26 protein-coding genes are annotated in these 26,306 nt (G+C 46.0%); 12 read left to right on the forward strand and 14 right to left on the reverse strand.

Features of this window, described 5'->3' with window-relative positions; translation table 11 throughout:
* The first annotated feature begins 21 nt into the window (after positions 1-21).
* A complete protein-coding gene (locus tag MKY73_RS23435) occupies positions 22-504 on the forward strand; it encodes a hypothetical protein (protein ID WP_339303668.1) in 483 nt (160 codons plus the stop codon).
* A gap of 94 nt (positions 505-598) precedes the next feature.
* Here the strand turns inward: MKY73_RS23435 and MKY73_RS23440 are convergent, their stop codons facing one another.
* The 7 genes from MKY73_RS23440 to MKY73_RS23470 all read right to left on the reverse strand — a co-directional run bounded on the left by MKY73_RS23440 (position 599) and on the right by MKY73_RS23470 (position 6,570).
* The gene (locus tag MKY73_RS23440) at positions 599-1,558 is read right to left on the reverse strand and encodes a hypothetical protein (protein ID WP_339303669.1); all 960 of its coding nucleotides are present in this window, start codon (positions 1,556-1,558) and stop codon (positions 599-601) included.
* A gap of 107 nt (positions 1,559-1,665) precedes the next feature.
* Entirely contained in the window at positions 1,666-2,301 is a 636-nt protein-coding gene (locus tag MKY73_RS23445) for a ring-cleaving dioxygenase (protein WP_339303670.1), read from the reverse strand.
* Positions 2,298-2,756 (reverse strand): VOC family protein, encoded by a 459-nt coding sequence (locus tag MKY73_RS23450; protein ID WP_339303671.1) that lies wholly within the window; start codon positions 2,754-2,756, stop codon positions 2,298-2,300. Before MKY73_RS23450 ends, MKY73_RS23445 begins: the two co-directional genes overlap by 4 nt.
* A 44-nt stretch (positions 2,757-2,800) precedes the next feature.
* The gene (locus MKY73_RS23455) at positions 2,801-3,376 is read right to left on the reverse strand and encodes an NAD(P)H-dependent oxidoreductase (protein ID WP_339303672.1); all 576 of its coding nucleotides are present in this window, start codon (positions 3,374-3,376) and stop codon (positions 2,801-2,803) included.
* A gap of 189 nt (positions 3,377-3,565) precedes the next feature.
* Positions 3,566-4,300: a response regulator transcription factor gene (locus tag MKY73_RS23460; protein ID WP_339303673.1), complete on the reverse strand. Its 735-nt coding sequence runs from the start codon at positions 4,298-4,300 to the stop codon at positions 3,566-3,568.
* A gap of 19 nt (positions 4,301-4,319) precedes the next feature.
* Positions 4,320-5,987 (reverse strand): GAF domain-containing sensor histidine kinase, encoded by a 1,668-nt coding sequence (locus tag MKY73_RS23465; RefSeq protein ID WP_339303674.1) that lies wholly within the window; start codon positions 5,985-5,987, stop codon positions 4,320-4,322.
* Positions 5,988-6,087: 100 nt separating this feature from the next.
* The gene (locus MKY73_RS23470; protein WP_017690187.1) at positions 6,088-6,570 is read right to left on the reverse strand and encodes an ArpU family phage packaging/lysis transcriptional regulator; all 483 of its coding nucleotides are present in this window, start codon (positions 6,568-6,570) and stop codon (positions 6,088-6,090) included.
* A gap of 791 nt (positions 6,571-7,361) precedes the next feature.
* Here MKY73_RS23470 and MKY73_RS23475 point away from each other — a divergent pair.
* From MKY73_RS23475 to MKY73_RS23485, 3 genes are all read left to right on the forward strand, one after another.
* On the forward strand, positions 7,362-7,805 hold the full coding sequence (locus MKY73_RS23475; RefSeq protein WP_339240212.1) for a helix-turn-helix domain-containing protein: 444 nt from the start codon (positions 7,362-7,364) through the stop codon (positions 7,803-7,805).
* A 42-nt stretch (positions 7,806-7,847) separates the two neighbouring features.
* Positions 7,848-8,264, forward strand: coding sequence for an ImmA/IrrE family metallo-endopeptidase (locus MKY73_RS23480; protein WP_339303675.1), 417 nt, complete (start codon positions 7,848-7,850; stop codon positions 8,262-8,264).
* A 181-nt stretch (positions 8,265-8,445) separates the two neighbouring features.
* The gene (locus tag MKY73_RS23485) at positions 8,446-10,245 is read left to right on the forward strand and encodes a 5'-nucleotidase C-terminal domain-containing protein (RefSeq protein WP_339303676.1); all 1,800 of its coding nucleotides are present in this window, start codon (positions 8,446-8,448) and stop codon (positions 10,243-10,245) included.
* Positions 10,246-10,855: 610 nt separating this feature from the next.
* Here MKY73_RS23485 and MKY73_RS23490 read toward each other — a convergent pair.
* Both MKY73_RS23490 and MKY73_RS23495 read right to left on the reverse strand, forming a co-directional pair.
* Positions 10,856-12,640 (reverse strand): proline--tRNA ligase, encoded by a 1,785-nt coding sequence (locus MKY73_RS23490; RefSeq protein ID WP_339303677.1) that lies wholly within the window; start codon positions 12,638-12,640, stop codon positions 10,856-10,858.
* Between the two features lie 368 nt (positions 12,641-13,008).
* Positions 13,009-14,955 (reverse strand): FAD-dependent oxidoreductase, encoded by a 1,947-nt coding sequence (locus MKY73_RS23495; protein WP_339303678.1) that lies wholly within the window; start codon positions 14,953-14,955, stop codon positions 13,009-13,011.
* Positions 14,956-15,380: 425 nt separating this feature from the next.
* Between MKY73_RS23495 and MKY73_RS23500 the strand changes: the two genes are divergently transcribed.
* Complete coding sequence (locus MKY73_RS23500; RefSeq protein WP_339259345.1) at positions 15,381-16,052, forward strand: 3'-5' exonuclease; 672 nt, start codon at positions 15,381-15,383, stop codon at positions 16,050-16,052.
* 56 nt (positions 16,053-16,108) lie between these two features.
* Here MKY73_RS23500 and MKY73_RS23505 read toward each other — a convergent pair whose 3' ends face one another.
* The 3 genes from MKY73_RS23505 to MKY73_RS23515 all read right to left on the reverse strand — a co-directional run bounded on the left by MKY73_RS23505 (position 16,109) and on the right by MKY73_RS23515 (position 18,318).
* Complete coding sequence (locus MKY73_RS23505) at positions 16,109-17,080, reverse strand: WYL domain-containing protein (protein ID WP_339303679.1); 972 nt, start codon at positions 17,078-17,080, stop codon at positions 16,109-16,111.
* A 158-nt stretch (positions 17,081-17,238) separates the two neighbouring features.
* A complete protein-coding gene (locus tag MKY73_RS23510) occupies positions 17,239-17,943 on the reverse strand; it encodes a hypothetical protein (protein ID WP_339303680.1) in 705 nt (234 codons plus the stop codon).
* 207 nt (positions 17,944-18,150) lie between these two features.
* Positions 18,151-18,318 carry a hypothetical protein gene (locus MKY73_RS23515; RefSeq protein ID WP_339259341.1) on the reverse strand — a complete coding sequence of 56 codons (168 nt, stop codon included), beginning with the start codon at positions 18,316-18,318 and terminating at the stop codon, positions 18,151-18,153.
* A gap of 330 nt (positions 18,319-18,648) precedes the next feature.
* On the opposite strand from MKY73_RS23515, the gene MKY73_RS23520 reads away from it, so the two are divergent.
* The 6 genes from MKY73_RS23520 (at position 18,649) to queF (ending at position 23,018) form a co-directional block, all read left to right on the forward strand.
* Positions 18,649-19,104: a hypothetical protein gene (locus MKY73_RS23520; RefSeq protein ID WP_339259339.1), complete on the forward strand. Its 456-nt coding sequence runs from the start codon at positions 18,649-18,651 to the stop codon at positions 19,102-19,104.
* Between the two features lie 17 nt (positions 19,105-19,121).
* Entirely contained in the window at positions 19,122-19,826 is a 705-nt protein-coding gene (locus MKY73_RS23525; RefSeq protein ID WP_339240194.1) for an AIM24 family protein, read from the forward strand.
* Positions 19,827-20,368: 542 nt separating this feature from the next.
* Positions 20,369-21,049 (forward strand): 7-cyano-7-deazaguanine synthase QueC, encoded by a 681-nt coding sequence (queC, locus tag MKY73_RS23530; RefSeq protein WP_339308712.1) that lies wholly within the window; start codon positions 20,369-20,371, stop codon positions 21,047-21,049.
* A complete protein-coding gene (gene queD, locus MKY73_RS23535) occupies positions 21,046-21,537 on the forward strand; it encodes a 6-carboxytetrahydropterin synthase QueD (RefSeq protein ID WP_036611465.1) in 492 nt (163 codons plus the stop codon). Before queC ends, queD begins: the two co-directional genes overlap by 4 nt.
* A gap of 127 nt (positions 21,538-21,664) precedes the next feature.
* A complete protein-coding gene (gene queE, locus MKY73_RS23540) occupies positions 21,665-22,375 on the forward strand; it encodes a 7-carboxy-7-deazaguanine synthase QueE (protein ID WP_339308714.1) in 711 nt (236 codons plus the stop codon).
* Positions 22,376-22,526: 151 nt separating this feature from the next.
* Positions 22,527-23,018, forward strand: a complete 492-nt coding sequence (gene queF, locus MKY73_RS23545) for a preQ(1) synthase (RefSeq protein ID WP_017690202.1) — start codon at positions 22,527-22,529, stop codon at positions 23,016-23,018.
* 138 nt (positions 23,019-23,156) lie between these two features.
* Here the strand turns inward: queF and MKY73_RS23550 are convergent, their stop codons facing one another.
* Both MKY73_RS23550 and MKY73_RS23555 read right to left on the reverse strand, forming a co-directional pair.
* Positions 23,157-23,369, reverse strand: a complete 213-nt coding sequence (locus tag MKY73_RS23550; protein ID WP_339303681.1) for a hypothetical protein — start codon at positions 23,367-23,369, stop codon at positions 23,157-23,159.
* Between the two features lie 13 nt (positions 23,370-23,382).
* A complete protein-coding gene (locus MKY73_RS23555) occupies positions 23,383-24,267 on the reverse strand; it encodes a hypothetical protein (protein WP_339303682.1) in 885 nt (294 codons plus the stop codon).
* A gap of 617 nt (positions 24,268-24,884) precedes the next feature.
* Here MKY73_RS23555 and MKY73_RS23560 point away from each other — a divergent pair.
* Positions 24,885-26,159, forward strand: a complete 1,275-nt coding sequence (locus MKY73_RS23560) for an MFS transporter (RefSeq protein ID WP_036611474.1) — start codon at positions 24,885-24,887, stop codon at positions 26,157-26,159.
* The last annotated feature ends 147 nt before the right edge of the window (positions 26,160-26,306 follow it).

Genomic DNA, 26,306 nt, shown 5'->3' on the forward strand with positions numbered 1-26,306 from the left:
CAATAAAGGATGGATATGACCATGAAAAAGAGGTATTTCTTCTATCTTTGGATTGCTGTCACCAGTTATATGGCGGGCCCCGTTATGTATGCATTGGTGATGTACATCTTATATCAGGAAACAGATGTTATAACCACCTCTCTCATTGGATGGATTGCGGCAACATTCTTATCCGTTGGTATCCTGTTTATCCTGATCACGGTCATCATGTTACGAGTGTTCAACATCTATTATTTCTGGCTGCAAACCCTGCTCTTCGAGTTGCTTTTCCTTGCCCTCGTCTATATGACCACTGTTCTTGTTGGGGCTGGCAACAGGGGACTGCCCAAGCTGTCCTTTCTATTTACGCCCGAAGGCATCTCCTTATGGATGTTCTGGGGGAGTATTGCACTTATTAGTTCCTGGGGAATATGGGCGACTCGTCAGCCCGTACGAAAATCACCATACATGCTGGCGTCCAGAGTCATGCTGATCCTTTTTATCCTTGAAATTTGGCCCCGTTAAAAAGGTGCAGAATGACCACAATTCGGTGACCAGAATAATGTCTAGAAGGGGCGTCCGTCATGACGGACATCCCTTCTGAAATGTATGTTTTATCTCATGCGATGATATAACGAAAGTTCTCCCATGTTTCCGGTACAGGCTCCCCGTTCTTCGCATGATGATAGAAGCTGAACGGGAATTTGAACACATGACCACCATTCCAGTCACGGGAACGTCTGTCGGTGAGCCAGTATTCCAGTTCATGGGGGAGCGCCACCGATCGTTCCGCCCGTTCTAGTGGCAGCAGGTCTACAGGGGATTGCAATGTCGGCATCGCCTGTTCAATATCCACATCTCGGCTTAATCGTAATGCCTTCACCATGGTAAGGAATGGCGGGATGCCTTTGTGGAATAATGCCGGATAACCCAATTCATATAATATGTTAAGCGCATGTCCATAGGTCAGCATATGACCAATCAGATCATGATGCGCTTCCGCGTGATAAATGGTTTGGAACGCACCAAGCTCATCCAGAATCAGGCGTGACAACTGAATTGGATCTTCGATCTCGGGGAAACCATCGCTTTTTTCCGGCTTCAGACTGCGGATTTCTTTCATCGTTGTATTCATCCACGATCTTCCCGGGATGGTTCGATCGAATGAATCGATCAGTTCAACCAACCGACCAATCTCCTCCGCAGTGCCCCATCCATCCAGTTCACGAATGGCTTTTAGACTGATTGCCCCGTAGATGGCCTGGTGTCCCACCCAGTGCAGTTCTCCAATCGTTCGATCCAATGCGTCCGTAATACGCGCTTCGGCATCTTCCCTGGGCATCATCTCACCAATCGGAGAGGTCTGACCAGGGCTGATTCCATGCTGACGAAGCATGGCTTTTGCTTCGGCGGTAACACTGCCGGCGGCAAGGGCAGTGAGACGATTTTCCCGCACCCAAAAATATGCCGCAATCGCACCCGCCCCATAATGGGCGTGCCACAGATCTCCTGTACGTTCCCGACTGGAAACGATAATCGATAGTCCCTCTTCCAACAAACGTCGATCCAAGCTTGCCACCACCCTTCATCATCTGTATTACGAAGCAGCTTAATAAATAAAGCGTTTACTTCTATAACATGATGGAAATGCTCCACATATGCCCGTTTTGCCTCGGAATGCAAAGTTTAGCCCATTCGAAGCTTGCCCACGCCACGGATGGATACTTCCAGAGGATAGATCTGTGCCTTTTGATTAGAGAAAAACCATGTTCGATCCTTCTTCACCACAATGAATAAACCATGTACATCTCCTACAGGAGCAAAGGTTTCACTAACCTCCCCCCAGCGCGTGAGTCCCATCTGCTGAAGCTCATTCACCGTAGACAGAACATCATCCGACACCAATCCAACCTCACATACCTGTACGATGTCTTTAGTGGAGAAGTTATGATCTCTCTCGTTCTGAATACGATGATGAGCAATCAGCTCGATAATATTACCTGCCGGATCCTCGAAATAAAGAGAATGAGAGTTCCAGTTCGTAGAGTACGTCTCATCCCGATCTCCTTCCCTGCTTAGAACAACACGTGATGCAGCCCACTGCTTCGCTTCTTTGAATCGATTCGTCGGAATCATCCAGGCCACATGATAGAAGGGCTCATGATCCGTCTCACACTGTTTGAATATCATCCTAGTCGATCCAACCTGCAGGTGGAAGGACTGATCCGTCGCGTTGGACACCTCCATGCCTAACGTAACATTATAAAAATGCTTGAGATCCTCCAGCCGAGTTGTATATAACTGTAATTCTTCGATCATCATACGCTTCGCCCCTGCATCTTCTCCCACTCACTCCATGGCACCATGCCAATTTCAGGCTTCGCTTCATCCGGGAGCATGGCGATGAATTCAAGCGAATGACCATCCGGGTCGTTAAAATATACAGATACCGCAGGCATCCAGCCAAAGACGTACAGTTCACCGATATCATCATCCAGGAAGTTGCGTGTCTGGATCCCTTTATTCTCCAAGTGAGCCACCGCATGTTTCATATCCTCGAGAGATACATGAAAAGCAAAGTGCTGACGCTGCACCTTGGAAGGTTCCTTTTGCCACAATCCCAGCATGGCATTGCCTTTTCCGCCTATCCAGTAGAAGGAGTTTCCGCGCTCTTTCTGCCCATAGGCATGAGGTAAACCCAAGACCGTTTCATAGAAATGATGGGATCTCTCCAGATCCGTCACGTTTAGATGTGTTTCAAATATACCTGTAATCATGATGCTCAACCTCTTTTCCATTTTCCCTTTTCTTCAATTCTTTCTTAACTCGTGGATGCATTCCGCGCATTCGTTAACGTCTGGGCCAGATTCAAAAACGATCCAACAACCCGCTGCACCCGGTCCTCTATATCCTGACTGCCTTCGTATTCTTCATATCCGTCAAATGTCGCTTCGAATCGTCTGCGCTGTGCCCCCCCAATGGAGATCCACTCTTGAGCATTAATGCCATGCAGATTGCGGACAATCGCTTGCAGTTGTAAAAGCGAACTTACCCCCACTGCTCCGCCGGAGGAGCTAATGGACAAGACAGGTTTGCCGCTGAAATGAACCTGACTCAGGTGATCCAGTGCATTTTTGAGCACACCGCTAATACTGCCGTGATACTCCGGTGTAGACAGGATGATTGCGTCCGCAGCGAGCATTCGCGTGTTCAGGTCTGTCAGATGTTCGTGATCCGCTTGTTTCTCATCTGGTGCGTAGAATGGGAGCGGTGACTTATACAGATCAAACAGTCTAGCCTGATGTCCTTGACCCCGAATAATCTCCACCGCATACTCTCCCAATCGTGTACTGGTTGCATTATTCCGATTGCTGCCTGCCAAAATAACAACATTCATTCATGTCACTCTCCTTGTTTTTTGGGTTCAAACGCTAACGTTCCTTCAACCGATCCGTCTTTGACTATCCTTATCTTACCTTTTTTCCGCATTCAATTCGTCAGCAGATAGACTTAACTTGAATACCAAAAAAACTCAACCTTTAGGTTGAGTTTATACGACTTAAGTATGAAGATATGTCGGAAATGGTCAGACGACCCAGCCATTTCTTAACGCATGAAGAGCCGCTTGTGTCCGATCCGCCAATCCCAGTTTGTCGAGCAGATGACTGACATGGGTTTTGACCGTTTTTTCGGTAATGACCAATTGAACCGCAATTTCCTTGTTGCTCAGCCCTTGAGCAATCAGTCCCAAGACCTCTTGTTCACGGCGAGTGAGCATATCCGGACCGCCAGGAGATGTTTGCTTTGTTTTCTCCACCTGCTTCAGCTCTGGATGTAGAGTGTCCGCCAACTGATCTGTCGGTATTTGCTTTGATAACTGTTCGCTCATCGACCCATCGAATGAAGCCATCACATGCATCAATTGACCTGCAGCAGCAGGATGTAATTCCACCTGACCCGCATGCACATTACGAATGGCCACAGCCAGGTCCTCTGGTTCAATATCCTTGAGCAGATATCCTTTCACCCCAGCGCGCACAGCAGGAACCACATGATCCTGATCGGAAAACGAGGTGAGCACAATAATTCGCGTTGCTGGCATAAATGTACGCAATCGTCTCGCTGTTTCGATTCCGTCCATGACCGGCATATGCAGATCCATTAATACCACGTCAGGTTTTAACAATTCCGCCTGCGCCAGAGCTTCCTGCCCGTTCGATGCTTCACCGACAACCTGCATATCTTGCTGTGTGGTCAAAAATACCTGCAGCCCTCGTCTCACCATCGCATGATCATCTGCTAACAAAATCGTAATCGGCATCTCTTCTTCCCCCCTGACTTTATACAGATTCGAACGGAAGTGGAATGACTGCCGTTACTGTTGTTCCCTTACGGGAAGAACTAACTAGTTCTAACCTGCCTCCAAGCGATTCAGCCCGTTCCTTCATAATGGACAGGCCAAGCGAACTTCCAGATGATGCTTTTGGCCTTTTGGCACCGCCTATTCCCTGATCTGTGACGGTGAACACCACTTCATGATCACTTAACTTGAGAGTGACCTCAGCAGTAGGAACATCAGCGTGTTTCCGTATATTATTCAGTGCTTCCTGCCCGATTCGCCACAAGGCTTCTTCTATATTACGGGGCAAAGACTGCACTCCAGTTCGATCCACCACGACTTGAAGACCCTGACTGGTGCCATATTCCTGTAGCGCATGGAGCAGCCCTGCTTCCAATCCTGCGGGACGGAGCTGCATAATCAATGCGCGCATTTCCTTAAGTGCTTCCTGAGACAAAGACCGAATATCCTTCATTGCTTCCGCTGCCGGGTGCTGCTGTTCGGAGCCGGATAACATACTTTCCGCACCTTTAGCCGTTAACGATAGTGAAAATAGAATCTGATTAACCGAATCATGAAGATCGCGTGCCAACCGGTTTCTCTCTTCCAGTCGTGCCAGTTCTCGGCGATTCTCCGCCAGCTTCAGACTCTCCCATGCAGCCGCAATATGCTCAGCCAATGCTTCCAGCACTTCAAGGTCTGCCTGTACAGGACCTGCTGTTCCTAGTCCCATCACCAGAACTCCCGTTTCCCCTGGCGTATGATACGGGAGGGGAACAGCCATTCCCGAGGCAATGGATTTCATCGTCTGGTCAGGCTCGCATAGACTAAGTATCTCAGCCACCTCTATTGCAGACAGAGATGTGGCACGGTGACTATGGATTACCCGGTTCATGTGGTTTGCAGTTTCTGAAGATACCAGCACGCTTGATGTCGCTAGAACCTTACCCTCTGCATAGGTTGCCTGCAAAACAAACATTCCATTTTTCTGCTGAATGATTGCGGCAAAAGGCCAGTCATAATGCTGCCCAAGCAGCTGTACAACTTTTACAGAAAAGGCATCCGAATTGCTGCATTCGTTCACCGCAAGGCCCAAGGCCGTGCTGAACTCCCCTACCTTGGCATACAGATCAGCTCGCTGCTGCTCCGCCCGATACAATCTCATCCGCTCCATCGCACTACCAATCTGGTACGCCACGCCCTGTAACAGTGCCAGTTCACTGTCGCTAAAATGTTCCTTGGCTGGGGCAGCCACGTTGAGCAAGCCAAGCATTTTATCACCTGACCGCAGCGGAACGGTCGCATGGTGGGTAATATCTTGGGTATCTCCCCATTGGAATTCCACGGCATCCTCCAACCGTTTACAGTTAATAATGTTGACCGCATGATTCAGACGGCCGTCCCTGAAGCGGTTCACACACCAGCAGGCACCCGTACGCATGGGCTCTTTATCTTTACGCAGTAATGCCGGGGGCAGATTGTAATCCGAAACACAGGAATAGTCTCCACGTTCATTAATCAGAAACATCCAGCCTGCTGTTAATCCGGTCAACTCCAACAATTTGCCTACCACGGTATCCAGCATGAAGTTCAGATCATTGGACGTATTGAGCGTTTCTGCGATTGTCTTCAGCGTGACCATTTCCTGCATTCCGACTTCTTCCGACATGACAGACTTCTCTCCTTTGGCTAATGCCAACTGTGGTTTGTTCAACTATTGTAACCAATCCACTCTGGATATTAAAGGATCAACTTCTTCAATCGATAACTTAGCCCAGCTTCTGCCGCTCCTTGCGGGACACAGACAAAGGTTCCATATTAATCAGACCACGATCTGACAGAGCCAGCGCCATTTTGTAGAAAGCACGCGTACGAATCTTCGTATACGTGTCCTTGCTGACAGGAGGATCAAACACATGGTTATACACTTTATAGTCAAACACATCATCGTCTTTCAGATATCGTTCGCATACGAGAACACGTTCCTTTTCACTCAGGCGGGACACCACAAAATCAATCGTATCGCAGTATGCCTGACGCGCTCGCTGCACATCCACATTATAGATCGCCGTTCGTGCCGTGGAATCCCCCGTCACATTGGTTGCACCGTGGAAACGCTCGGCATAACTTGCCGTCACCATAACCTCTCGTTCTTCAAATGCAATCGTTTTATAGATTCGATATTTCTCCAGCGCAGCTTCAACAGCCGTTTGCGTTTTGCGTCGGTCCAATTCGGGCAGCATCAATTCCATATTCATTCTCCTCCTTCAGTATTCTCTATTAACTACATTTCTAATAGTTTCATATGATCACTGCGATGACAGAACAACCTAGTCAAACAAGTAAACGTCTCATCTCCAGCATCTCTTCTCATCATTCAGATCCCTCGATCATTCACATCATATTGTTTTGCCATCGTTCTTTGCACGATCGCAAAACACTCTTATTCATAGAGTTGTCCAGTTTCCCAAATAAATAACGACATGTCTGCAATTTCCCACTGTTGCCTTTTGGAATCACTCCAAATCGGTATAATCCGAGTAATTCCATTGTTCAGAATGTCATCTCAACAAGTCCAACCTGTGCCATTGTTACATTTTGTTCGTATAGTGTTCGTATTTCTATTTGAGAATACCACTTTCTGGAGATCGGAGTAAACCTTCATTTTGGTTCGTTTTGACGATAAAATAAAACCTTCGCTCTCATTTCCTATGCCTTTTGGCATAATTGTTTCATATCTCTTTACCTAATGGTATATATACGTTATAGTACTGTTTAATTAATGAACTTCCGTATAAGTCATTTGATTTTTATAAGTTAAGATCTGGATTAGATATGCACGTTAACGGAGAGGACAGAAAGAACCTGAAGAAGCGAAGCGTTCGCCTTTATCACCGAAATTCCACCCATGAAGAAATACATTCAGGAAATTCGGGGATAACAGCGATCGGAAGGTTGTTCTGTCATCGGAGTGATCTGTGCAGCCCAAGCTCTCATAATTTATAATTTCAAGCACTTGTACGAATCAAAGGAGTTGGCATACATGGTGGAGCACGCTTTTGGTCCTTATATGAAACAACTGCGCGAGCAACAGGGATACAGCATCAATCAGCTCGCCGAAGCAGCCGGAATAAGCAACTCACAGATTTCACGTATTGAAAATGGGGTCCGGGGTGTGCCGAAACCAGCAACTATCCGCAAGATTTCAGATGCACTCTCGGTGCCTTATACAGAGATGATGAAGCAGGCTGGTTATATCGAACCAGGGAGTGCCACTGAACTTCAGGAAGTACCGGAATGGGCTACATACAAAGACCGTCGTGATTTCAAAAAGATGCTGGAGGACGATGATGATCTGATGTTTGACGGCATTCCACTCGATGAAGATGACAAGAAACGAATTAAGGATGTACTGACAGGTCTGTTCTGGGAAGCCAAACAGATGAACAAACGCAAAAAGACAGACGAATCGGACAATCGCCCATGAGGCACGACGAACTGAATTTAATGAAGCAGCAGGTGAGATCATATGGATGATATCGTAACAAAGCTGATTCGAAAACACCGGACCAACTGCCCTTTCAGCATTGCCCGCGCGGTTGGAATACAGATTCGTTTCACCAATTTGGGGAAATCCACCAAGGGGCTGTACTTCCGCAAGCTCCGGCGCAGGTTTATCGTCATACACAATGATTTGCCGCCGGAATGGCAACGGTTCGTGTGCGCCCATGAGCTTGGCCATGACCGGCTTCATAAAGGGATTAATCGATTCTTTCTGGAGGAACATTCCTATTTTGCTCCAGGCAAGCTGGAAAGACAGGCTAACCATTTTGCCATTCAGTTACTAACCTCCGGGATAATGCCTGAACCGGATGAATCTTTGGAGAAATTTTGTTTACGTACCGGACTGCCGCGTGAAGTGCAGCATTTTTTTTACACCATTTAAGAACATATGTTCCTTATCGGTATTATTTCTGCTCTATTTTCCATTAGTAGATTGACATGTCACTTTCAGGTTACTTATTTTTACGTGATTCGCGAGATTTCCTAATAATAGTCTGTTAAAATACTATTTGAGCTATGTAAACGCTCTAGTAGATTATTATTTGGGGAGGTATCGGATTCATATGAAAATCTGGAAGAATTATGTTTCACTTCTGCTAACGGTCTGTTTGCTGTTTGGCAGTGTAGGTATTGCCGCGGCTGCAACGGACACCACTCCGGGCACAGGCAAACACATTACCATTCTACATACGAATGATACGCATGCCCGTGCAGTTGAATCTTCACCTGCCATGGGTTTTGCGAAAGTAGCTGGAATCGCTGACAAATATCGCAGTGAAAACCCGAACACACTCCTGCTGGATGCCGGAGATGCTGTACATGGTACAACTTTTGCCACTCTCGTAAATGGTGAGAGCATCGTTAAAGTCATGAATGAAATGGGATACCAGGCCATCGTGCCGGGTAACCACGAATTCAACTATGGTTCAGATCGCCTGGTTGAACTGGCAGACATGATGAACTTCCCCATGCTGAGTGCCAACGTGAAGAAAAAAGACGGAACACGACTCTTCGATCCTTACCTCATCAAAGAGGTGGATGGCGTGAAGATCGGTATCATCGCTTTGACTACACCGGAAACGTTGTACAAAACGAATCCGAAAAACGTAGAAGGTCTTGATATTACGGATCCGTCTGCGGAAGCCAAAGTTCTGGTAAACGAAATTCGTAGCAAAGTTGATGTTGTTGTTGTCTTGGGACATCTTGGACAAGACGCATCCAGCACGGACACTAGTTTCAAAGTCGTTAAAGACGTTCCTGGCATCGATGTATTCATCGATGGTCACAGTCACACAGTACTGCAAGATGGCCTAGTATCCGATAACGGTACATTGATCGCAAGCGCAGGGGAATACACCAACTATGTAGGTGTTATCGATCTGTGGGTAGACGGTGGTAAAGTAACGAAGAAACAAGCAACTCTAATTGATGAAACGGAAGCAAAAGACATCAAACCGAATGAGAAAGTTGCAACTCTCGTAAACGCCATTCAAAAAGAACAAGAACCGATTTTGAAAGAAGAAGTAGCCAATACAGCTATACTGCTGGATGGTAAACGTGAACAAGTACGTGCAGGTGAAACTAACCTGGGTGACCTGCTTGCAGATGCCATTCGTGATGTAAGCAAAGCCGATATCGCCCTGACTAACGGTGGGGGTATCCGTGCTTCCATTGAGCAAGGTGTCGTAACCAAAGGTGATATCATCACCGTGCTTCCTTTTGGTAATCAAGTGGTAACTCTTGAAGTGAAGGGGTCCGATATCCTGGCAGCCCTTGAAGTCGGTGTAGCCTCCTATCCGGAACCAAGCGGTGGATTTCCGCAAGTATCTGGAATCAAGTTCAAGATCGACGCTTCCGCTGCTGAAGGTAGCCGTGTACATTCCGTGACTGTTGGTGATAAAGCCCTTGATCCGGAAGCCACATACACGCTCGCAACCAATGATTTCACAGCTGTTGGTGGTGACGAATACACCATGTTTGCCAAATACCCAACAACAGGTATGTATGGCGCGCTGGACGAAGCTTTGATCAATTACATGCAGAAGCTTGGCGCAGTTAACATCAAAACAGATGGTCGGATCAGTGAAGCGAAAAAACCTGCAGTAGAGCCGGAAACTCCGGCAACAGAAACACCAGCTCCAACCAAGCCACAACCAGAAACACCAAAACCGGAAAAACCGGTTAAACCAACACCAAGCAAACCAGCTCCAGCCAAACTGCATGTTGTGAAATCTGGAGATTCCCTGTACTCTATCTCCAAACAATACGGCACAACTTGGCAGGCATTGCAAAAGCTGAACAATATCAAAAATCCACACTGGATTTATCCAGGTCAACAATTGAAACTGCCTGCAGCTTCTTAAGCTCAGCAAAGTGCGTATAGGCGTGATCGCTGATATGGTTCAATTACATCACCAATCTATCTTGCCATAACAAAAAGGGAGTCCCTCAAGCCAGATTACTGGTTAAGGGACTCCCTTTTTTTCTATTCCATTTTTTTAATATCTGTTTTTAAACATCCACCCATATCAGTTATGTTGAACATTTCCCGTGGACATATCCTGCTGATCTTGACAATCATTTGAAGTAAAAATAAATCCCTGCATGGACTTTACGGACCAAGTTTATCACGTGCCTTCGATACCGAACTATATAAAAACTCTCCGAAATTCCTGTATTCATGCGGTTATTATACAATTGATTTCGACATCTCTGTCTTCTAAAAATTGCATACTTGCACATCAATCCGCCCTGAGCATGATGGTCTCGGATTCCTTAATCATAAAACTATTTGTATACTGAATACAACGATCCCCATTTAGTTATTTCGTCTGATACAACAACTACAATCTCGCCTATTTATATGTCTATAGCCCTCTTTTTCATACTCGAATTGGAATTTTGGCAATCAAAATGATCGACCGCATGATATTCGGTACTACTATATGAACTTATATCATTAGCCAAATAGATCTAGGAAGTGAGCTGTTCCTTCACATAACACACGGCTTCCTGGGCCGTTAACGAGATTCGCTTCGATTCACCTGATGCAGCAAGCGCATGTGATCCCAGTTCAACCTGTCCTTCTGCTGCTCCTCGGCCAATCACGATCTGTACAGGCAATCCGATTAGCTCCGCATCCTTGAATTTCACACCTGGTCGTTCGTCCCGGTCATCGACTAATACCGTGTAACCACCCTCGACCAATTGTTGTTCCAGTTCCAGCGTGAGTTGACGCTGCTGCTCATCCTTCCAGCTTACCGGAATCAGATGCACATCATATGGCGCCACAGTCGCAGGCCAACGTATGCCTTCATCTCCTGCATACTGTTCAGCTATCGCAGCCATCAGACGGGATACGCCAATGCCGTAACACCCCATGACTGGCGCACACTGGCGACCATTACGATCCAGGAATGAAGCACCCATGGCATCACTATATTTCGTTCCCAATTTGAAAATGTGTCCAACCTCAATGCCTTTGGTAAAACCCAGTGGTGAGCCACATGCTGGACAAGCATCCCCTTCAGCAGCAAAACGGATTCGTTCTACTCGCTCCAATGCAAAATCAATGCCTGGGCGTACACCGGAAATATGCATATCCACTTCATTGGCTCCTGTGATTGCACTCTTCATCACTGCCACGTCAGCGTCCACCACCATCGGCAGATTCAGTCCAATCGGACCCAGAAAACCGACCTTCAGACTCGGATGTGCTGCAATGGCTGCATCGTCTGCAAGGATCAGTTCCTCCGCACCCAACACCTGCTTCAATGCGATATCATTCAGTTCATGATCTCCACGTACAAGGGCAGCAACGAGCTGACCGTCTGCCAGATAAAGCAGTGTTTTGATCATATGATTAGCAGCTTCGCCCACAAAGGCGCTTAATTCTGCGATCGTGCGAACGCCCGGTGTCGAGATGCGTACTACGCTTTCCACCCCAGATTGCTCATCCGTTTGAACTGCGGAGTCTGCATTCGCAGAGACAGCAGGAACTTCCGGTTTCCCTTTGAGTTCACCTATATCTTCTGAAGTCTGATAATCAGCTTTCTCCAGATTTGCAGCATATCCACAATGTTTGCAGGTGACAATCGTGTCCTCACCCACATCAGCAAGAGCCATGAACTCGTGTGTCTCCCCCTGACCGCCAATCGTTCCTGCGTCCGCCTCGACACGGATATAGTCCAGACCACAACGCTCCAGAATGCGACTATACGCTGTGTTCATCGCCTGATAAGTCCGATCAAGTTCTTCCCAATCGGAAGCAAAAGAGTAAGCATCCTTCATGATAAATTCACGACCGCGCAGCAATCCAAATCGAGGACGGCGTTCATCCCGGAACTTGGTTCCGATCTGGTACAGCGTGAATGGCAGCTTACGATACGAGTTCACCTCATCTCGCGCTAACGCAGTTACCACTTCTTCATGTGTTGGTCCAAGAGCAAACTCCCTTGCATGACGATCCTTTAGACGCATTAATTCAGGACCATACTGGGTGTACCTTCCGGACTCTTCCCACAGTTCGGCTGGCTGCATAATCGGCAGTAATACTTCCTGACAACCGGCACGATCCATCTCTTCTCGAACGATCCGTTCAACGTTCAACAGTATACGGCGTCCAAGAGGCAGGTAACTGTAGATCCCTGCTGCCAATTGGCGAATCATACCGGAGCGTAATAACCAGCGATGTCCTGCCGCATCTGCCTCCGCTGGCGCTTCACGTAATGTTGGAACAAACATTTCACTTTGACGCATCTGGATCACTCCCAATCTTCTTTTTTATTATCAAAATACGGCGTGTAAACAGCAAAAAGACACATCCGTCAAGGGACGAATGTGTCGTGGTACCACCCTTGTTTAACTGCATATTCATCCGTTCGCAATCTATGCGATCTGTAAAATGCAGTCCTACGGGGCATAACGGGCCCTGCCGGCGGATGTTGCAACCCTGAATGAGTATTCTCTTCCGCAGCTCGCGAGGTAGGAATTAGGAAGCAGCTACAGGAACCTTACACCATACTGTCCCCTCTCTGTTGAAGCTGGCTTGCACAATCATGTCCTCGTTATAACGCTGTTATCATTTTTGACCACATTAGTTCATTTACAAGTAATTGTCAACCAACTTAACCAAATACAACTCCTGAATAATACTCCACTACATCACGAATGAGCATAAACGCATCCCCATTGGTAAGATTGTTCTTGTCAGCAATACCAGCAAGTGTGTCGTCACTTATAAAGTTTTGCGTTTGCAATTGAGCAAGTGCATCCTCAAGTGAAGTTTCAGTTTCTGCAGATCCCATTGCCAGACATAACATATACGCAGCCTGATCCAACGTTAAAGGTAGACTTGAGGCATTCTCCATAGTGGCCAGAGCTTGATCGGCACTGCCGGTGTAGGCTTCTGGGAACATCGACTGCATTCTTTTCAATTTACTTAAAAATCGTTCCGGATTCATTCCTTTATCCAGTTCCCAACCATCGTTATTATAATTGCCTGAAGTCATATACATACTCGCGGCAGCCAGCAATCCCTTGTAATCCTTATGTTCCATATACTTAGGCTGTTCGAAATGATGTACTTTTAGATCCATACCCTGTTTTTCCAGCATTTTGCGTAATTCAGATGCTCGCTCTTCAGAAGCTGAGAGTTCTCGGAAGGACTCCTTATGGACGTAGGCCAGTTTGACCGCCGCTCCTGCCGCTTCTCCCTCTGCCATTCCCAGCGGTACAACTCTCGCACTACCATGTGGGATTGTATCATAACTTGCTGCACGTCCGACGACAAGCATACCATCCACCTTTAGCGGAACAAGAGAACGAAAAGGTACACCATATTGAATCGGACTTAACATAATCGTGCCAGCATTTCCAACACTCGTGCTCTGAATATCAATATCGTATGAACCGTATCCAATGGCATCCCAATGATCACGATTTTCCATGACATCCGCTAAAGTTAATCGATATTCGCCATAGATGTGACGTGACTCCCTCACATAAAGCTCATTCGCTGTCCCAGCATATTGCAACCCTGCGAATTCATCATAATTTTTCTTCAGAAAATCAACAATTCGTGGGGCTTCTTTATTCCCGATCTCCAAACCTTCTTTCACAGATATGGGATCTAACGGGTCTACCCCAAAGATCTGCATCGTGTTAACCAAGATTGTATCATCATTTTGTCTTCCAATATTCAGACTACGAATCTTAATATGTTGTGGATTGGAGGATTCATATTTTCGAGCATCACCGTACCCCCAAGCACTCATCTTATCAACCCCGGTTCCCTCTCTTTCCCTAAACTTTTGCCATACCTCATCTGTAACACCGCTTAGCTTGAATACGAGCGTAGAGACCATTTTGGATTTACCATCTCCAATATCTTGTCTACCGATGGAGTATGGAACTCCTGCAGCGGCTGCAATATCCGCATCTTGCGTCGCATCAATAATGGAGCGGGTTGATATCTGAACCGTTGTTCCGTCTTCTTTCGTTATGCTCATCCCCGTTATTGTCGTGTGATCTCCCGTAGATTGTTCAGTAAGAGGAACTAATTCCTTCGCGTTCATCAACAGGTCAATATTAGGTTCAGAACGAACCATCCGATAGAAAACGTTAGCTGCTGTATGGGTATCAAAAGAACTGCCCTCGATCTGGTCAAACCATTCCTGGAAAATGCCCTTGTTCAAAAAATCAGGCTGTCGCAAACTACTCAATAACTGTGGTTGTTCAGGGGAATAATTTAGATCCAGCGTATTAAGGCCTCCCTCGGTTAACAATCCGCCCAACATGTTGCGATCTCTTGCTTCCACTAGTAACACACGCATCCCATTACGAGCAGCTGATAAGGCAGCGGTAATACCTTCAGGGTCCGTTCCAGCTACAATCACGTTATAGGAATCTTTGAAGGTTAATGTAGATTCTACGTTCTCCAGTGGCTGCCATACATAATTATTATTAAATTTATAATTCTTGTTCCAAATATAAAATGCACCATAAGCAGCGCTCATTAACACAACAAACACACTAGCTGTAATTGCTGTTATTTTCATTTTTCTACTAATCAAAGAAACAAACCTCCATATGTACTGTAAATTCAATAATAGAACTCGTGAAGCAGTTTTCCTATGTTATACCAACAACCGACTAATTTCTCTCCTTTCCTGCAAGAATAGGCATAAATAACAAAAAAACTTCCCAACATTTCAAACTGTGTTAGGAAGTTTTGATAATAATTCTACTTTTATGTTGCCATAAATACAGACCAATATATAGGAAAGCCCCTAACTCCACTCATTATAACGACCACTTTTTGCGAAGTAAAGACTTACCAAAACCGGTAATGCATCTGTTAGATAATTAAACATTCAAACAGTTCGTTCATCCTGATTACAATGAATTCTCTGGCGATGGCTGACATGGAAGCATGTTCCCTGTAATATAGAGAAATAGAAATCTACCACAGGTATTAATCGATAAAGGAGCTTGTCCTATGCCATATATCATATATGATCTTGAATTCACGGTAAGCCGCAATACTCGCTATTCTTCTGAAATCATTGATATCGGCGCCGTCAAAGTTACGGAAAGTGCGGATGGATTGGCCGTTACGGATACGTTCCATACGTATGTTCGTCCTTCCAACAAATCCGTTCTGTCCACTGACACGATTCAATTTACAGGCATCACGCAGAAAGATATTGATGCAGCCCCACTTTTTCCGGCAGCATTGAATCAATTCATTGCCTGGATGGGAAGTGACCCCTATTACATGTGTTCCTGGGGACCCGATGACCGCAGCAAACTGATCTCTCATTGTCGTACCCATCAACTGGATGTGGCCTGGATCACCAATCATAACGATCTCCAGCAACAATGGTCGCGCACCGTTCGCAAAGAAGGCAAGTTCCGTCAACTCGGTCTCGCTCAGGCTCTTGAAATCTGTGGCATTGAATTCGATGGTACCCAGCACCGCGCATTGGATGATGCCATCAATACAGCCAAGGTATTCATGCATCAATTCGACCGATTCACGCTGGAAAATAACTGTGCAGCCGATGATGAAGGCATTGCATCCAAGGTTGTCTATTCCAGCTCTACAGAAGATGAAGAGAAAGAATCTCCGTTTGGCAATCTGGCAAACCTGTTCAAAAGCAAAGAGTAGCTCTCCACAGCACGGTGCCTAATCGTGTGTTGCGATAGAATAGGAGCCTTCTAATCTCAACTTCTATTGTACATTTGCTGCCAATAGTTCAGGCGTTCTTTCATCTTGATGCGGCATATCTCAGGTTCGAGGATCTCCGCATCAGGTCCATATTTGAATATCCATACGAGAAACTCCTCAACGTCACTTAATATGGCTTCAAATAACAGGCTACCTTCCGGTTCTATGGTTAAGATGGGGCGTATATAGAATTGTTCCTGCATTACACGCTCCACAGCATGGGGTGCAAATCGAATTTTGAACGCAGTCCACTCCGTACTTCCCTCATATGCCCAAGGAATGCGGAAGTGTGATTGTATGAGATAGTCCTCTTTTCGAAACGTACGCGGCAAGATCCGTATCCTTAGCAGCCGGCTCACCTGAAATATTCGAAGTTTCTCCGACAGGTGACAATACCCTAACAGCTCAAATCTGTATTCTTGTGGGATAAGACAGTAAGGATCTATGCGTACAATTCCTTTTTTTCCTTGAGACAGATACTCCGCTTCAATAGTGTTCTGTGATATTCCAGCCTGAAGCAGGGTAATCAGGGATTGGTTCTGTGAATCATTATTTTCATGTTGCCATACGGGCAATCCCACTTTGAATAATCCACTTATTTGCTCCGACCATTCCACACGTTCTGTTTTGTTTTTCTGACTCGAAGCAACCACTTTCTCATACGCGCTCTCAAAAGCAGGTTTCAGCAAAGGACGAATATTCTCCATAATTTCAGCAAGATGCATGAAAGCTTGGGCTTCTTCATCAGACCAATTAAGCGGATACATGGCAAAATGGCTGATAAACATGTACCCTTGTCCGTGTCCCATATTGGCGATCGGGATATGCATTGCACTGAGGGCCTCCATGTCGCGGTATATCGTCCTTTCCGTCGTCTCGCATCGCTGGGCAAGCTCACGCGCCAGAATGCCCGGCTTGGCTTGTACCAGCGTGATAATGCGCATTAATCGGATTAGTCGGTCTGTCATTTTGCCGGACCCTCCACGATGTTGTTTCAATAAATTTGATACAACTCCATCCATAGTTTAATATGATATTGATACATAGATTCGACCTTCTCCTAAACTTCACCTTCAAAACATATGTAGACTCGTTCTCTCTATACCGTAACCATCTGAAATCAACCCTATTCGCCTAATATCTTTTGTTCACGGTCATGATATCCGGTTGTAAACGTGATTTCATAATGACAACGCAGCTTCTCAACGATCTCGGCTTCTGTGTAATAATCCAGATCCTGCTTGCGTGCGGCTTCAATTAACAGCGCATCTACATGACGACGCAACATATGACTCCCCTCTTGAACCCGGCCCCTTTCATAGGCACGTAAGGCTTGCTTGATCAACGGTACAGTTTCACTTAACTTAATGGTCTTTTCCACCTTCGGATCTTCCGGCTGTCTCAGCATGCCGAGATGACTGGTGTACTGAATATACAACTGTTCTCTTCGTAACAATACGCGTTGACTTTGCTTCAACTTCCTTGTGCTCCAGTAGGCTGAACATACCGCTGCTTTTCCAGATACCCGGGGTCCCATGACGAATTCAAGCAAAATTTGTTTGCTCTCCCCTTTGTATACATCACCAAGCCTGAGTAACCAACCAATATCTGTCTCTTTGGAGCGACATCCATAGATGCCTTTGAGCTGTACCCCATATTCCGGTTTGAGCAAAAGTTCCAAATCTCTTGATACAATTTTGGGTGCTATTTTCCTAAGTCTTTTGGCAGGGGCACCGTTACGCCACTCTACCATCATATATACGGGGTCGGCTCCCCCTGTCGGTATGGCCTCTTTATTCCACGAATAAGATACTTCAAAGACTGAGTTCACTGGTAGTCTCTCCCCCGATTTATGTGTATTATCTTCTAAGTTATCAGGGTGAATGGACACTATATTGTCACGGAACACATGTTCCCATTAAATTTTTCCAATATATTAGTTTCTCATCCCCAAATCCGCCTGAATACGACAATAAACGACGAAAAAGCCTGGCACTATGCCAAGCTTTTCAATCCTTTATCTATGACAAGTCCCAAATTAAACTGTAGGATGATCAATTCCCATTTTGTGTAAATACTGTGCACCATCTGCTTGGGTTACCGGGGCATAGGTGACACTGTCAATGACCAGCTTACGCCCTACTGGCTCTCCGTTAACAGTAATCATAATTGTTTTGGTTGATGTGTTCTGATCTGTCGTATACATATGTTTCTACTCCTTCATGTTCGCGATCTTATATTCAATCGGATATATTGGTATCGTTCATTAAATTGCGTATTTGTGAATAGCATGCACCCGGAGCTGAAGTAAAAGTTCTGTTAAAACGGTCCGGTGTGCTTGCCTATCGTTCTATTACCCCACACATTTATATGCTAAACAGCCCTGTTCCTAAATGATTTTAAATATTTCGGGTAATAAACGATATCATCTTGAACCCATCGTCCCGATTTTGACGTATAATGTAAGAGCCGTATTTCAACAATAGACGACGATTTCGGCGATTGCTCGATCTAACCGAAGAAAGAGGTGTTAACGATGCCAAAATCCATTCAGGGTTATTTCATTCGGGTGTTATTCACCACATGCATTCTATTTACCGTTTCGATCGCTTCGACAGCAAATGCAGCCAGTGCCAATATTTTTACGGATATATATAGCGGCTGGGAGCGAGTCTCCGAATTGCCTGGAGAAGTGAACGCTCTGCAGGAAAGTTACAAGCAAACCATGGAGCAATTGAATCAAACATCCGCTCAGCTGGGACAAGCCCAGGCCAATGTCGAAGCATTTAAGACCCAGAACGAACAGCTATTGGCTCAGAACCAGAAACTTACTGAAATGGTAAGTAAATTGCAAGATGACCAGAATGCCAGAGCGGCTGCCAGCAAACGAATTCAGACGATGATCATCACTGTCGTTTCTCTCATATTGGGTTATTTTGTTCTGATTCGTGTGATGCGTTGGGGAATGCGTCGCCGTTCAGGCCGAGTATAAAAGACAGGAGCAACTGCATGAACATACACCTGAACCATGCTGAAGCAGGCGGAACTGGACAAGTCGTCACATTTTCACTGATTAAAGATGACCGCCTTCATATTCTGCATCCACAGCAAATAGTGGCCTTCCGCGGTCCAAGTGGGAGCCGCAATGATAAATTCATGAATATCACGGGCATATATCGCAAAAAAAAGCTGATTAAATCTGAAATTACCGGACCTTGCCAATTTGTGGCTGCCCTGCCTCCCGGATTCACCATGAAGGAAGTGGAGCTCACGGAGGACAGCGATCTGCTCTATGATTTCCGCCACCTGTTCTTCTACTCGGATGGTGTAACGATGCATACCAAAATCCAAAAAATCAAAAACATGCTGATCACCCGTGATGCAGTGAAAATGAAATTTTCCGGCAGAGGTAAAATCGGATTGCTCACTCAAGGCCAGGTCTGCCAACAGGAACTTCACCCAACAGCACCACTGTATGTGGATGCCGGTAGCATCATTGCCTATCCCGAGAATGCACATCTGGAACTCACGGTATATGGTAACAACCTTGCCAGTCAGCATATGAATTATCATTGGAAGATGACAGGACATGGATCTGTACTCTTTCAGGCTGGACGTGAGAATCGTCGCTTGGAACAGGATCTCAACGATGAGGGTCTGTTCAAACGAATTCTGAAAGAAGTGATCCCTTTCGGGAATGTACTGATTAAATAAACATATCAAATAGACCGTTAGTTAATAAAGCCAACCGATTAACTGCCACTGTGCTCCAGTGGGGTGGTCACCACGCGGTTTCATGTTATAATGGTTCAGACAATTGAAGAAGAAAATCCATGCCATAGGGCGTGTCTGAGAACTCCGAAGGAAGCAGATTTTGCCGAATTTTCGTTCCAAGCAAGGAAGTTTTCCGCAGGCGTGCCGGGGCACGTCAAGGGAAAGTGACGCAGAATGGGGCGAAAAGGTGGTAAAAGATGCACTTCAGCGAGTTTTGAGACACGCCCTACGGCATGGGAGAGGTTCGCGAACTCCCTCTATAAGACTTGACCCTACGATGGTCAGTATAAGTCTTGCGTACACGTTACTTAACGTAATGTACGTAAAAAACTAAGGACACTTGCTCATGGCTGCTTTTTTGAAGTGGTTATCGAGAAGGTGTGTTTTTTGATGGATGCCAGTTCATGAACTTCTCTGTTCTTCCGACACTCCATGCCTACGTGCATGGTTTGATCTCAAGAAGATGGAGAGGTTTTTTTATGTTGAACGAAGAAAAAGCAGTCGTTGTATTCAGCGGCGGTCAGGATAGCACCACGTGTCTGTTCTGGGCCAAACAGCAGTTTGCCGAAGTCGAGGTCGTTACGTTTGATTACGGTCAGCGCCACAAGCTGGAGATTGAATGTGCAGCCGAGATCGCTCGTGATCTGGGCGTACAGCAAACGGTTCTGGATATGAGCCTGTTAAACCAGCTCGCACCCAATGCGCTTACTCGCACGGATGTGGAGATTACACATGAAGATGGCGAACTGCCAAGTACATTTGTGGATGGACGGAATCTGTTGTTCCTCAGTTTTGCAGCCATTATGGCAAAGCAAAAAGGAGCACGCCACCTGGTTACAGGTGTATGCGAGACGGATTTCAGCGGATACCCGGATTGCCGGGATTCCTTTGTGAAGTCAATGAATGTGACACTTAATCTGTCGATGGATTATCCATTTGTCATTCATACCCCACTCATGTGGCTGGACAAAGCGCAAACGTGGAAGATGGCGGATGATCTCGGTGCTTTTGACTATGTTCGGGAGCGTACGCTGACTTGTTATAACGGTGTGATCGGCGATGGATGCGGAGAATGTCCTGCCTGCAAGCTGCGCAAAGCCGGACTGGATCGCTATGTGCAGCAGCGTACTGCTGCTGCATCAGCGGGAGTGGATGTGCGATGAGAGAACCTGGAACATTCCGTATTGTGGAGCATCTGCAACGTATCGGAGAAGATATTCTCCCCACCCAGCTTCGCTATCACCGCAAACGTGTGCTGGTAAGCAAGGAGTTTACCTTTGACGCAGCACATCATCTGCATTGTTATGAAGGCAAGTGCAAAAACCTGCACGGTCACACCTATAAAGTGATCTTTGGCATCAGCGGTTATCCGGGTGAAACCGGGCTGACGGTTGATTTTGGACATATCAAGGATATATGGAAAACTCAGATTGAAGGTTATCTGGATCATCAGTACCTCAACGAGACGCTTCCTTTAATGAATACAACGGCTGAGAATATGGTCGTTTGGCTGTTCGAACAGATGGAACATGCGCTCCAGACGGAGCCTTATGCCGGGCTGACCGACGGCGGACGGACAGAGTTTGTAAGGCTCTTCGAGACACCAACCAGTTACGCGGAAGCGAGACGGGAGTGGATGATTGATGAGTAGTATGGCACACGAGAAGCTTACCTCGTCAAGCAGAGACGTCGGCATACTTCCCCCCTCATCCGATGCAACCGTTGAGGATCATGCGGTGAATGAGGCGGAACCTCGCAAAGAGGCTCGCATCCCTGTGATGGAGATTTTTGGTCCGACGGTTCAAGGCGAAGGCATGGTCATCGGGCAAAAAACGATGTTTGTTCGCACCGCGGGCTGCGATTATCGCTGCTCCTGGTGCGACTCGGCCTTTACCTGGGACGGCAGTGGCAAGGACCAGATCCAGATGATTACGCCGGAGGATGTATGGGAAGAATTGCGCCGCGTTGGCGGCACGCGTTTCTCCCATGTCACCATCTCCGGCGGTAATCCCGCCCTGCTCGCTTCGCTGGGCGGGTTGGTTGCCCTGCTGCGGGAGAACGGCATCCGCACCGCGGTGGAGACGCAGGGCTCCCGCTGGCAGCCTTGGCTGGCGGACATTGACGAAGTCACCGTCTCGCCCAAGCCACCCAGCTCCGGCATGGACACGGATTGGTCCGTGCTGGATGATCTGATCGAACGGCTAGCCGCTGGCCCGGCAGAGCGAAGTCATAGTCTGAAAATCGTGATCTTCGATGAGACAGACCTCGACTATTCCCGCCGTGTGCATGCACGATATCCGGGCACGGATCTATTTTTACAAACCGGGAACCCGGATGTGACTTCCGCCGATACCCCAGATCTGGCGTCCTCGCTGCTTGCTCGTTATGAGTGGCTGATTGACCAAGTCAGTGCATCCGATGACCTGAATGATGTTCGTGTGCTTCCACAGCTTCATACGTTGGTATGGGGGAACAAACGCGGCGTTTGATGGGCAGATGGGTGAATGGGCGGCATGATGTACGGATGAGGATGGAAGATGAAACACCCAGATAATAAAGAGAATTAAACAGGCAAATCGCCTATTCATATATACCGCGAGGCTTCGGGCTTTGGCGGAAACAAGGAGCGTTTACGAACCGATGAGACAACCTGATGAGATGCAAGATGTGACGTTGTTGGGCAACCAGAACGTAAAATATACGTTTGAATATGATCCGGGAATCCTGGAGAGCTTCGATAACAAGCATCCGTACCGTGATTATTTTGTGAAATTCAACTGCCCGGAGTTCACCAGCCTGTGCCCGATTACAGGCCAACCGGACTTTGCGACGATCTATATTAGCTATATTCCTGATATCAAAATGGTCGAGAGCAAATCGCTCAAGCTGTACCTGTTCAGCTTCCGCAACCACGGCGATTTCCACGAGGATTGTGTGAACATCATCATGAACGACCTGATCAAGCTGATGGACCCGCGCTACATCGAAGTATGGGGCAAATTCACACCGCGCGGCGGTATTTCGATTGACCCGTATACGAACTACGGTAAGCCAGGAACGAAGTATGAACAGATGGCTGACCATCGCATGATGAATCATGATATGTATCCGGAGACGATTGATAATCGTTAATCCTTCAGGTTCATCCACTCTGTATAAAATAGAATCATAGAATGTCAAAAGCCGAACTCTTCAAATTCGAAGAAGTTCGGCTTTGTAGTATAAACTTTTAGAACCTCAGTCTTCAGATATAATGGGATCGCAACGCAATCAAGTAGACTGATCTTCCTTTAGTTCTTTGACCTTTTTAAGGTAATGTTTCAACATCCACACACCAATCGATTGAACAACTACAAAGAATCCAATAGCAAAGTACATAGATGTAGATGAAACATAAATAGCCAGGAAAGTCATGACTGCCATGAATAAAACGGTCATCGCCAAGTTACGTTTGGCAAGAACATAGGGTGATAGCGATTTCATCTTCATCATTCCTTTATAATTTCTGAAGTACCACATTATATACGCCAATGTCAATTAACTCATCATAGGTTCTTTCGTCACCGGTATCTATAATCTGCGCTGTTCTACCGTTAATGTTCGCTGTGACAATGTACCTTTCTGATCTTAAACCAAGCAATCCTTGTGAATATACTTCAACTTGTGTCAAATGCTTTTTAGCATCCATTTGGCCAACAATTGTATCTATAATTACACCAGACGTCGAATAAAGCAATGTTCTAAACAGAGCTGTCACCTTACCCTTTGTTGCAAAAATGTCAATAATCGAAGCAATGGTAGACACGACGGTCCCCGCTGATATATTCAATCGGTAAACTTTTGTATCCACAAGTGACTGCTTTTGATAAATTGAACCATATTGATTCCAAGCTGTATTATATTTTGTCCTCACAAAATTATAGCCTGGGGATGCATTTAAAGCAACTTCCATCATAGAATCAATTTCATTTTTTCCCATAGCAGAATCAGATTCGAATTTCTCTTCCGAGAGAATTTCATGTTCAGGTAATTCCATAACAAGGTCACTAGCCTTTTGTATAATTTCATCACCATTCGCCAGCTTAGTTACCACTTGATCTTCAGCTTTATTATAAGTTGCTTCAGAAAAAAACTTATTGTCAACATAATGCTCTACTTTACGAATGTCACCCTCTTCAGTAATTTTAAGTTCTACATTTAAACCAGTATCTTTTTCTTCATATGATGTACTATATTCTACCCTAGCCCCATCTTTAGAAACATTATATTGAATTCCTTCGTCTTGAGAATCCATAACTTTTTCGGCATAAATATTTGTAGAAAAGGATGATAATGTGGACAACAACATTACAGAAGAAATAGTAACCGCTAATTTTTTCATAAACCCTCCTGATTTTCCGGATATTTTACGCCAAGTATTAATCCGAGCGCATATACAATGTTACACGAATTATCCATTAAAATGGGCAACAAAAGAATAAAATGTACTATTTACCTATAATTATTTATTTTTTAAAAATTATAGTAATTTTCTTCAAGACTTTTGTATCTGTAACTATTCATATAACATCATTTAAATAAATTAAACCTAAAAAGCACCTGAAATAGAATGAGAATCATCACTGTTGGTGATCCACTCTAATCTGTAAGTCAATCGAATTACTTACCTAGCAGAATAGTTAAGGTTACTGACATTTTTTGTGCGGATTGATCGTGGAAAATTCACCACACTCCATGTTGACCATCGCTACTATTTTGTCCAGACTGGATTCAAGATCACCTGCGTTGTTACCTTCATCACTGTATTTAGTAATCAGGCTATCTGCTGCATTTTTAAATTCTTAGAGATCAGTTTAGTCCCCTTTTCTCACTAGCGTTTTCTCTTGTTCCCCTTGTCGGTCCATTCAATCTGTCCTATTATGTAACAATATGCTTACACGCATAGAATACAACATCAGGCGCTGATCCCTCGTGACCGCGACCAAAGGAGAATTGTACATGTCTACGCAATCTACATTAACCAAGGACGCCGCTGCGCGTTCGAAAGCCCCACCCGGATCGGATGCCCAAAGCACCGTTTACCGGATACTTATTGCGATCAGTCTGGTCCATCTGTTCAATGATTCGATCCAGTCGGTCATTCCAGCCATTTTTCCGATTCTCAAAGACTCCATGCATCTCACGTATACGCAGATCGGATGGATTTCCTTTGCCATCAACTTTACCGCATCCATTATGCAGCCTGTCGTAGGCTGGTTTGCTGATAAAAAACCAACACCATCCATCCTGCCCATTGGCATGGGTTTTACATTTACGGGCATGTTGCTGCTGGCCTTCGCTGACAGTTACATGGCTGTCCTGATCTCCGTGATCTTTGTCGGTCTGGGTTCAGCGGCTTTCCATCCGGAAGGTTCACGAGTATCCCATATGGCTGCTGGTCAGCGCCGTGGGCTGGCACAATCCATCTTCCAGGTCGGTGGTAATGCCGGGCAATCGCTTGCACCATTGCTTACACGCTGGATCTTTATCCCGTTTGGACTATTCGGTGCCATTGGATTCACTGGCATTGCTGCCATGGGGATTGCAGTTCAGATCTACATCGCCCGTTGGTATGGCCGCATGCTGCAATCGGGTGGATACCTGCGTAGACAGGCTGCTGCACGTCGTGCACCAAATCCAGCATTGCGCAAAAAGATTACAGCAGCCATTACGCTATTAATCTTGCTCGTCTTTGTTCGTTCCTGGTATATCGCTTCCATTGGCAGTTTCTATGCGTTTAATCTGAAAGATACCTTTGGATTGTCCACAGAGGACGCACAGATCTATATCTTCCTGTTCCTGGCTGCGGGAGCACTTGGTACGTTCTTCGGAGGACCCTTGGCGGATCGATTCGGCAAACGTAATCTGATTTTCCTGTCCATGGCCGGAGCTGCTCCACTTGCTCTGTTGCTACCTTATGCGAATCTGTTCTGGACAGGTGTACTGTTAACCATTATTGGATTTATCATGTTATCCAGCTTCTCGGTTACGGTGGTATATGCACAAATGCTGATTCCAGGCAAAATCGGAACGGTTTCCGGCCTAATTACGGGTCTGGCATTTGGTATGGGAGGTCTGGGCGCACTCGTGCTGGGCAACTGGATTGACGTCTTCGGCGTATCACCCGTGATGCAGATGTGCAGCTTCCTGCCTCTACTCGGGATCTTCACGTTCCTGCTTCCATCCGATAAATTACTGAATATCTGGGCGAAAGAAAACGGTAGTGAGGAGTAAGCAATACATCAACAGGTGTCAACTTTTTATTCTATATTGGATCCAATCCTTACGTGGCAACATTGCCCTTATAAGACGTTAGCTGTGCTAACGAACGTGACAGCTCTTATTTGAACGGATATCGCATGTTTCGCAATCTAAGGAATC

It is taken from the genome of Paenibacillus sp. FSL R5-0519 (assembly GCF_037974275.1).
Classification (GTDB): domain Bacteria; phylum Bacillota; class Bacilli; order Paenibacillales; family Paenibacillaceae; genus Paenibacillus.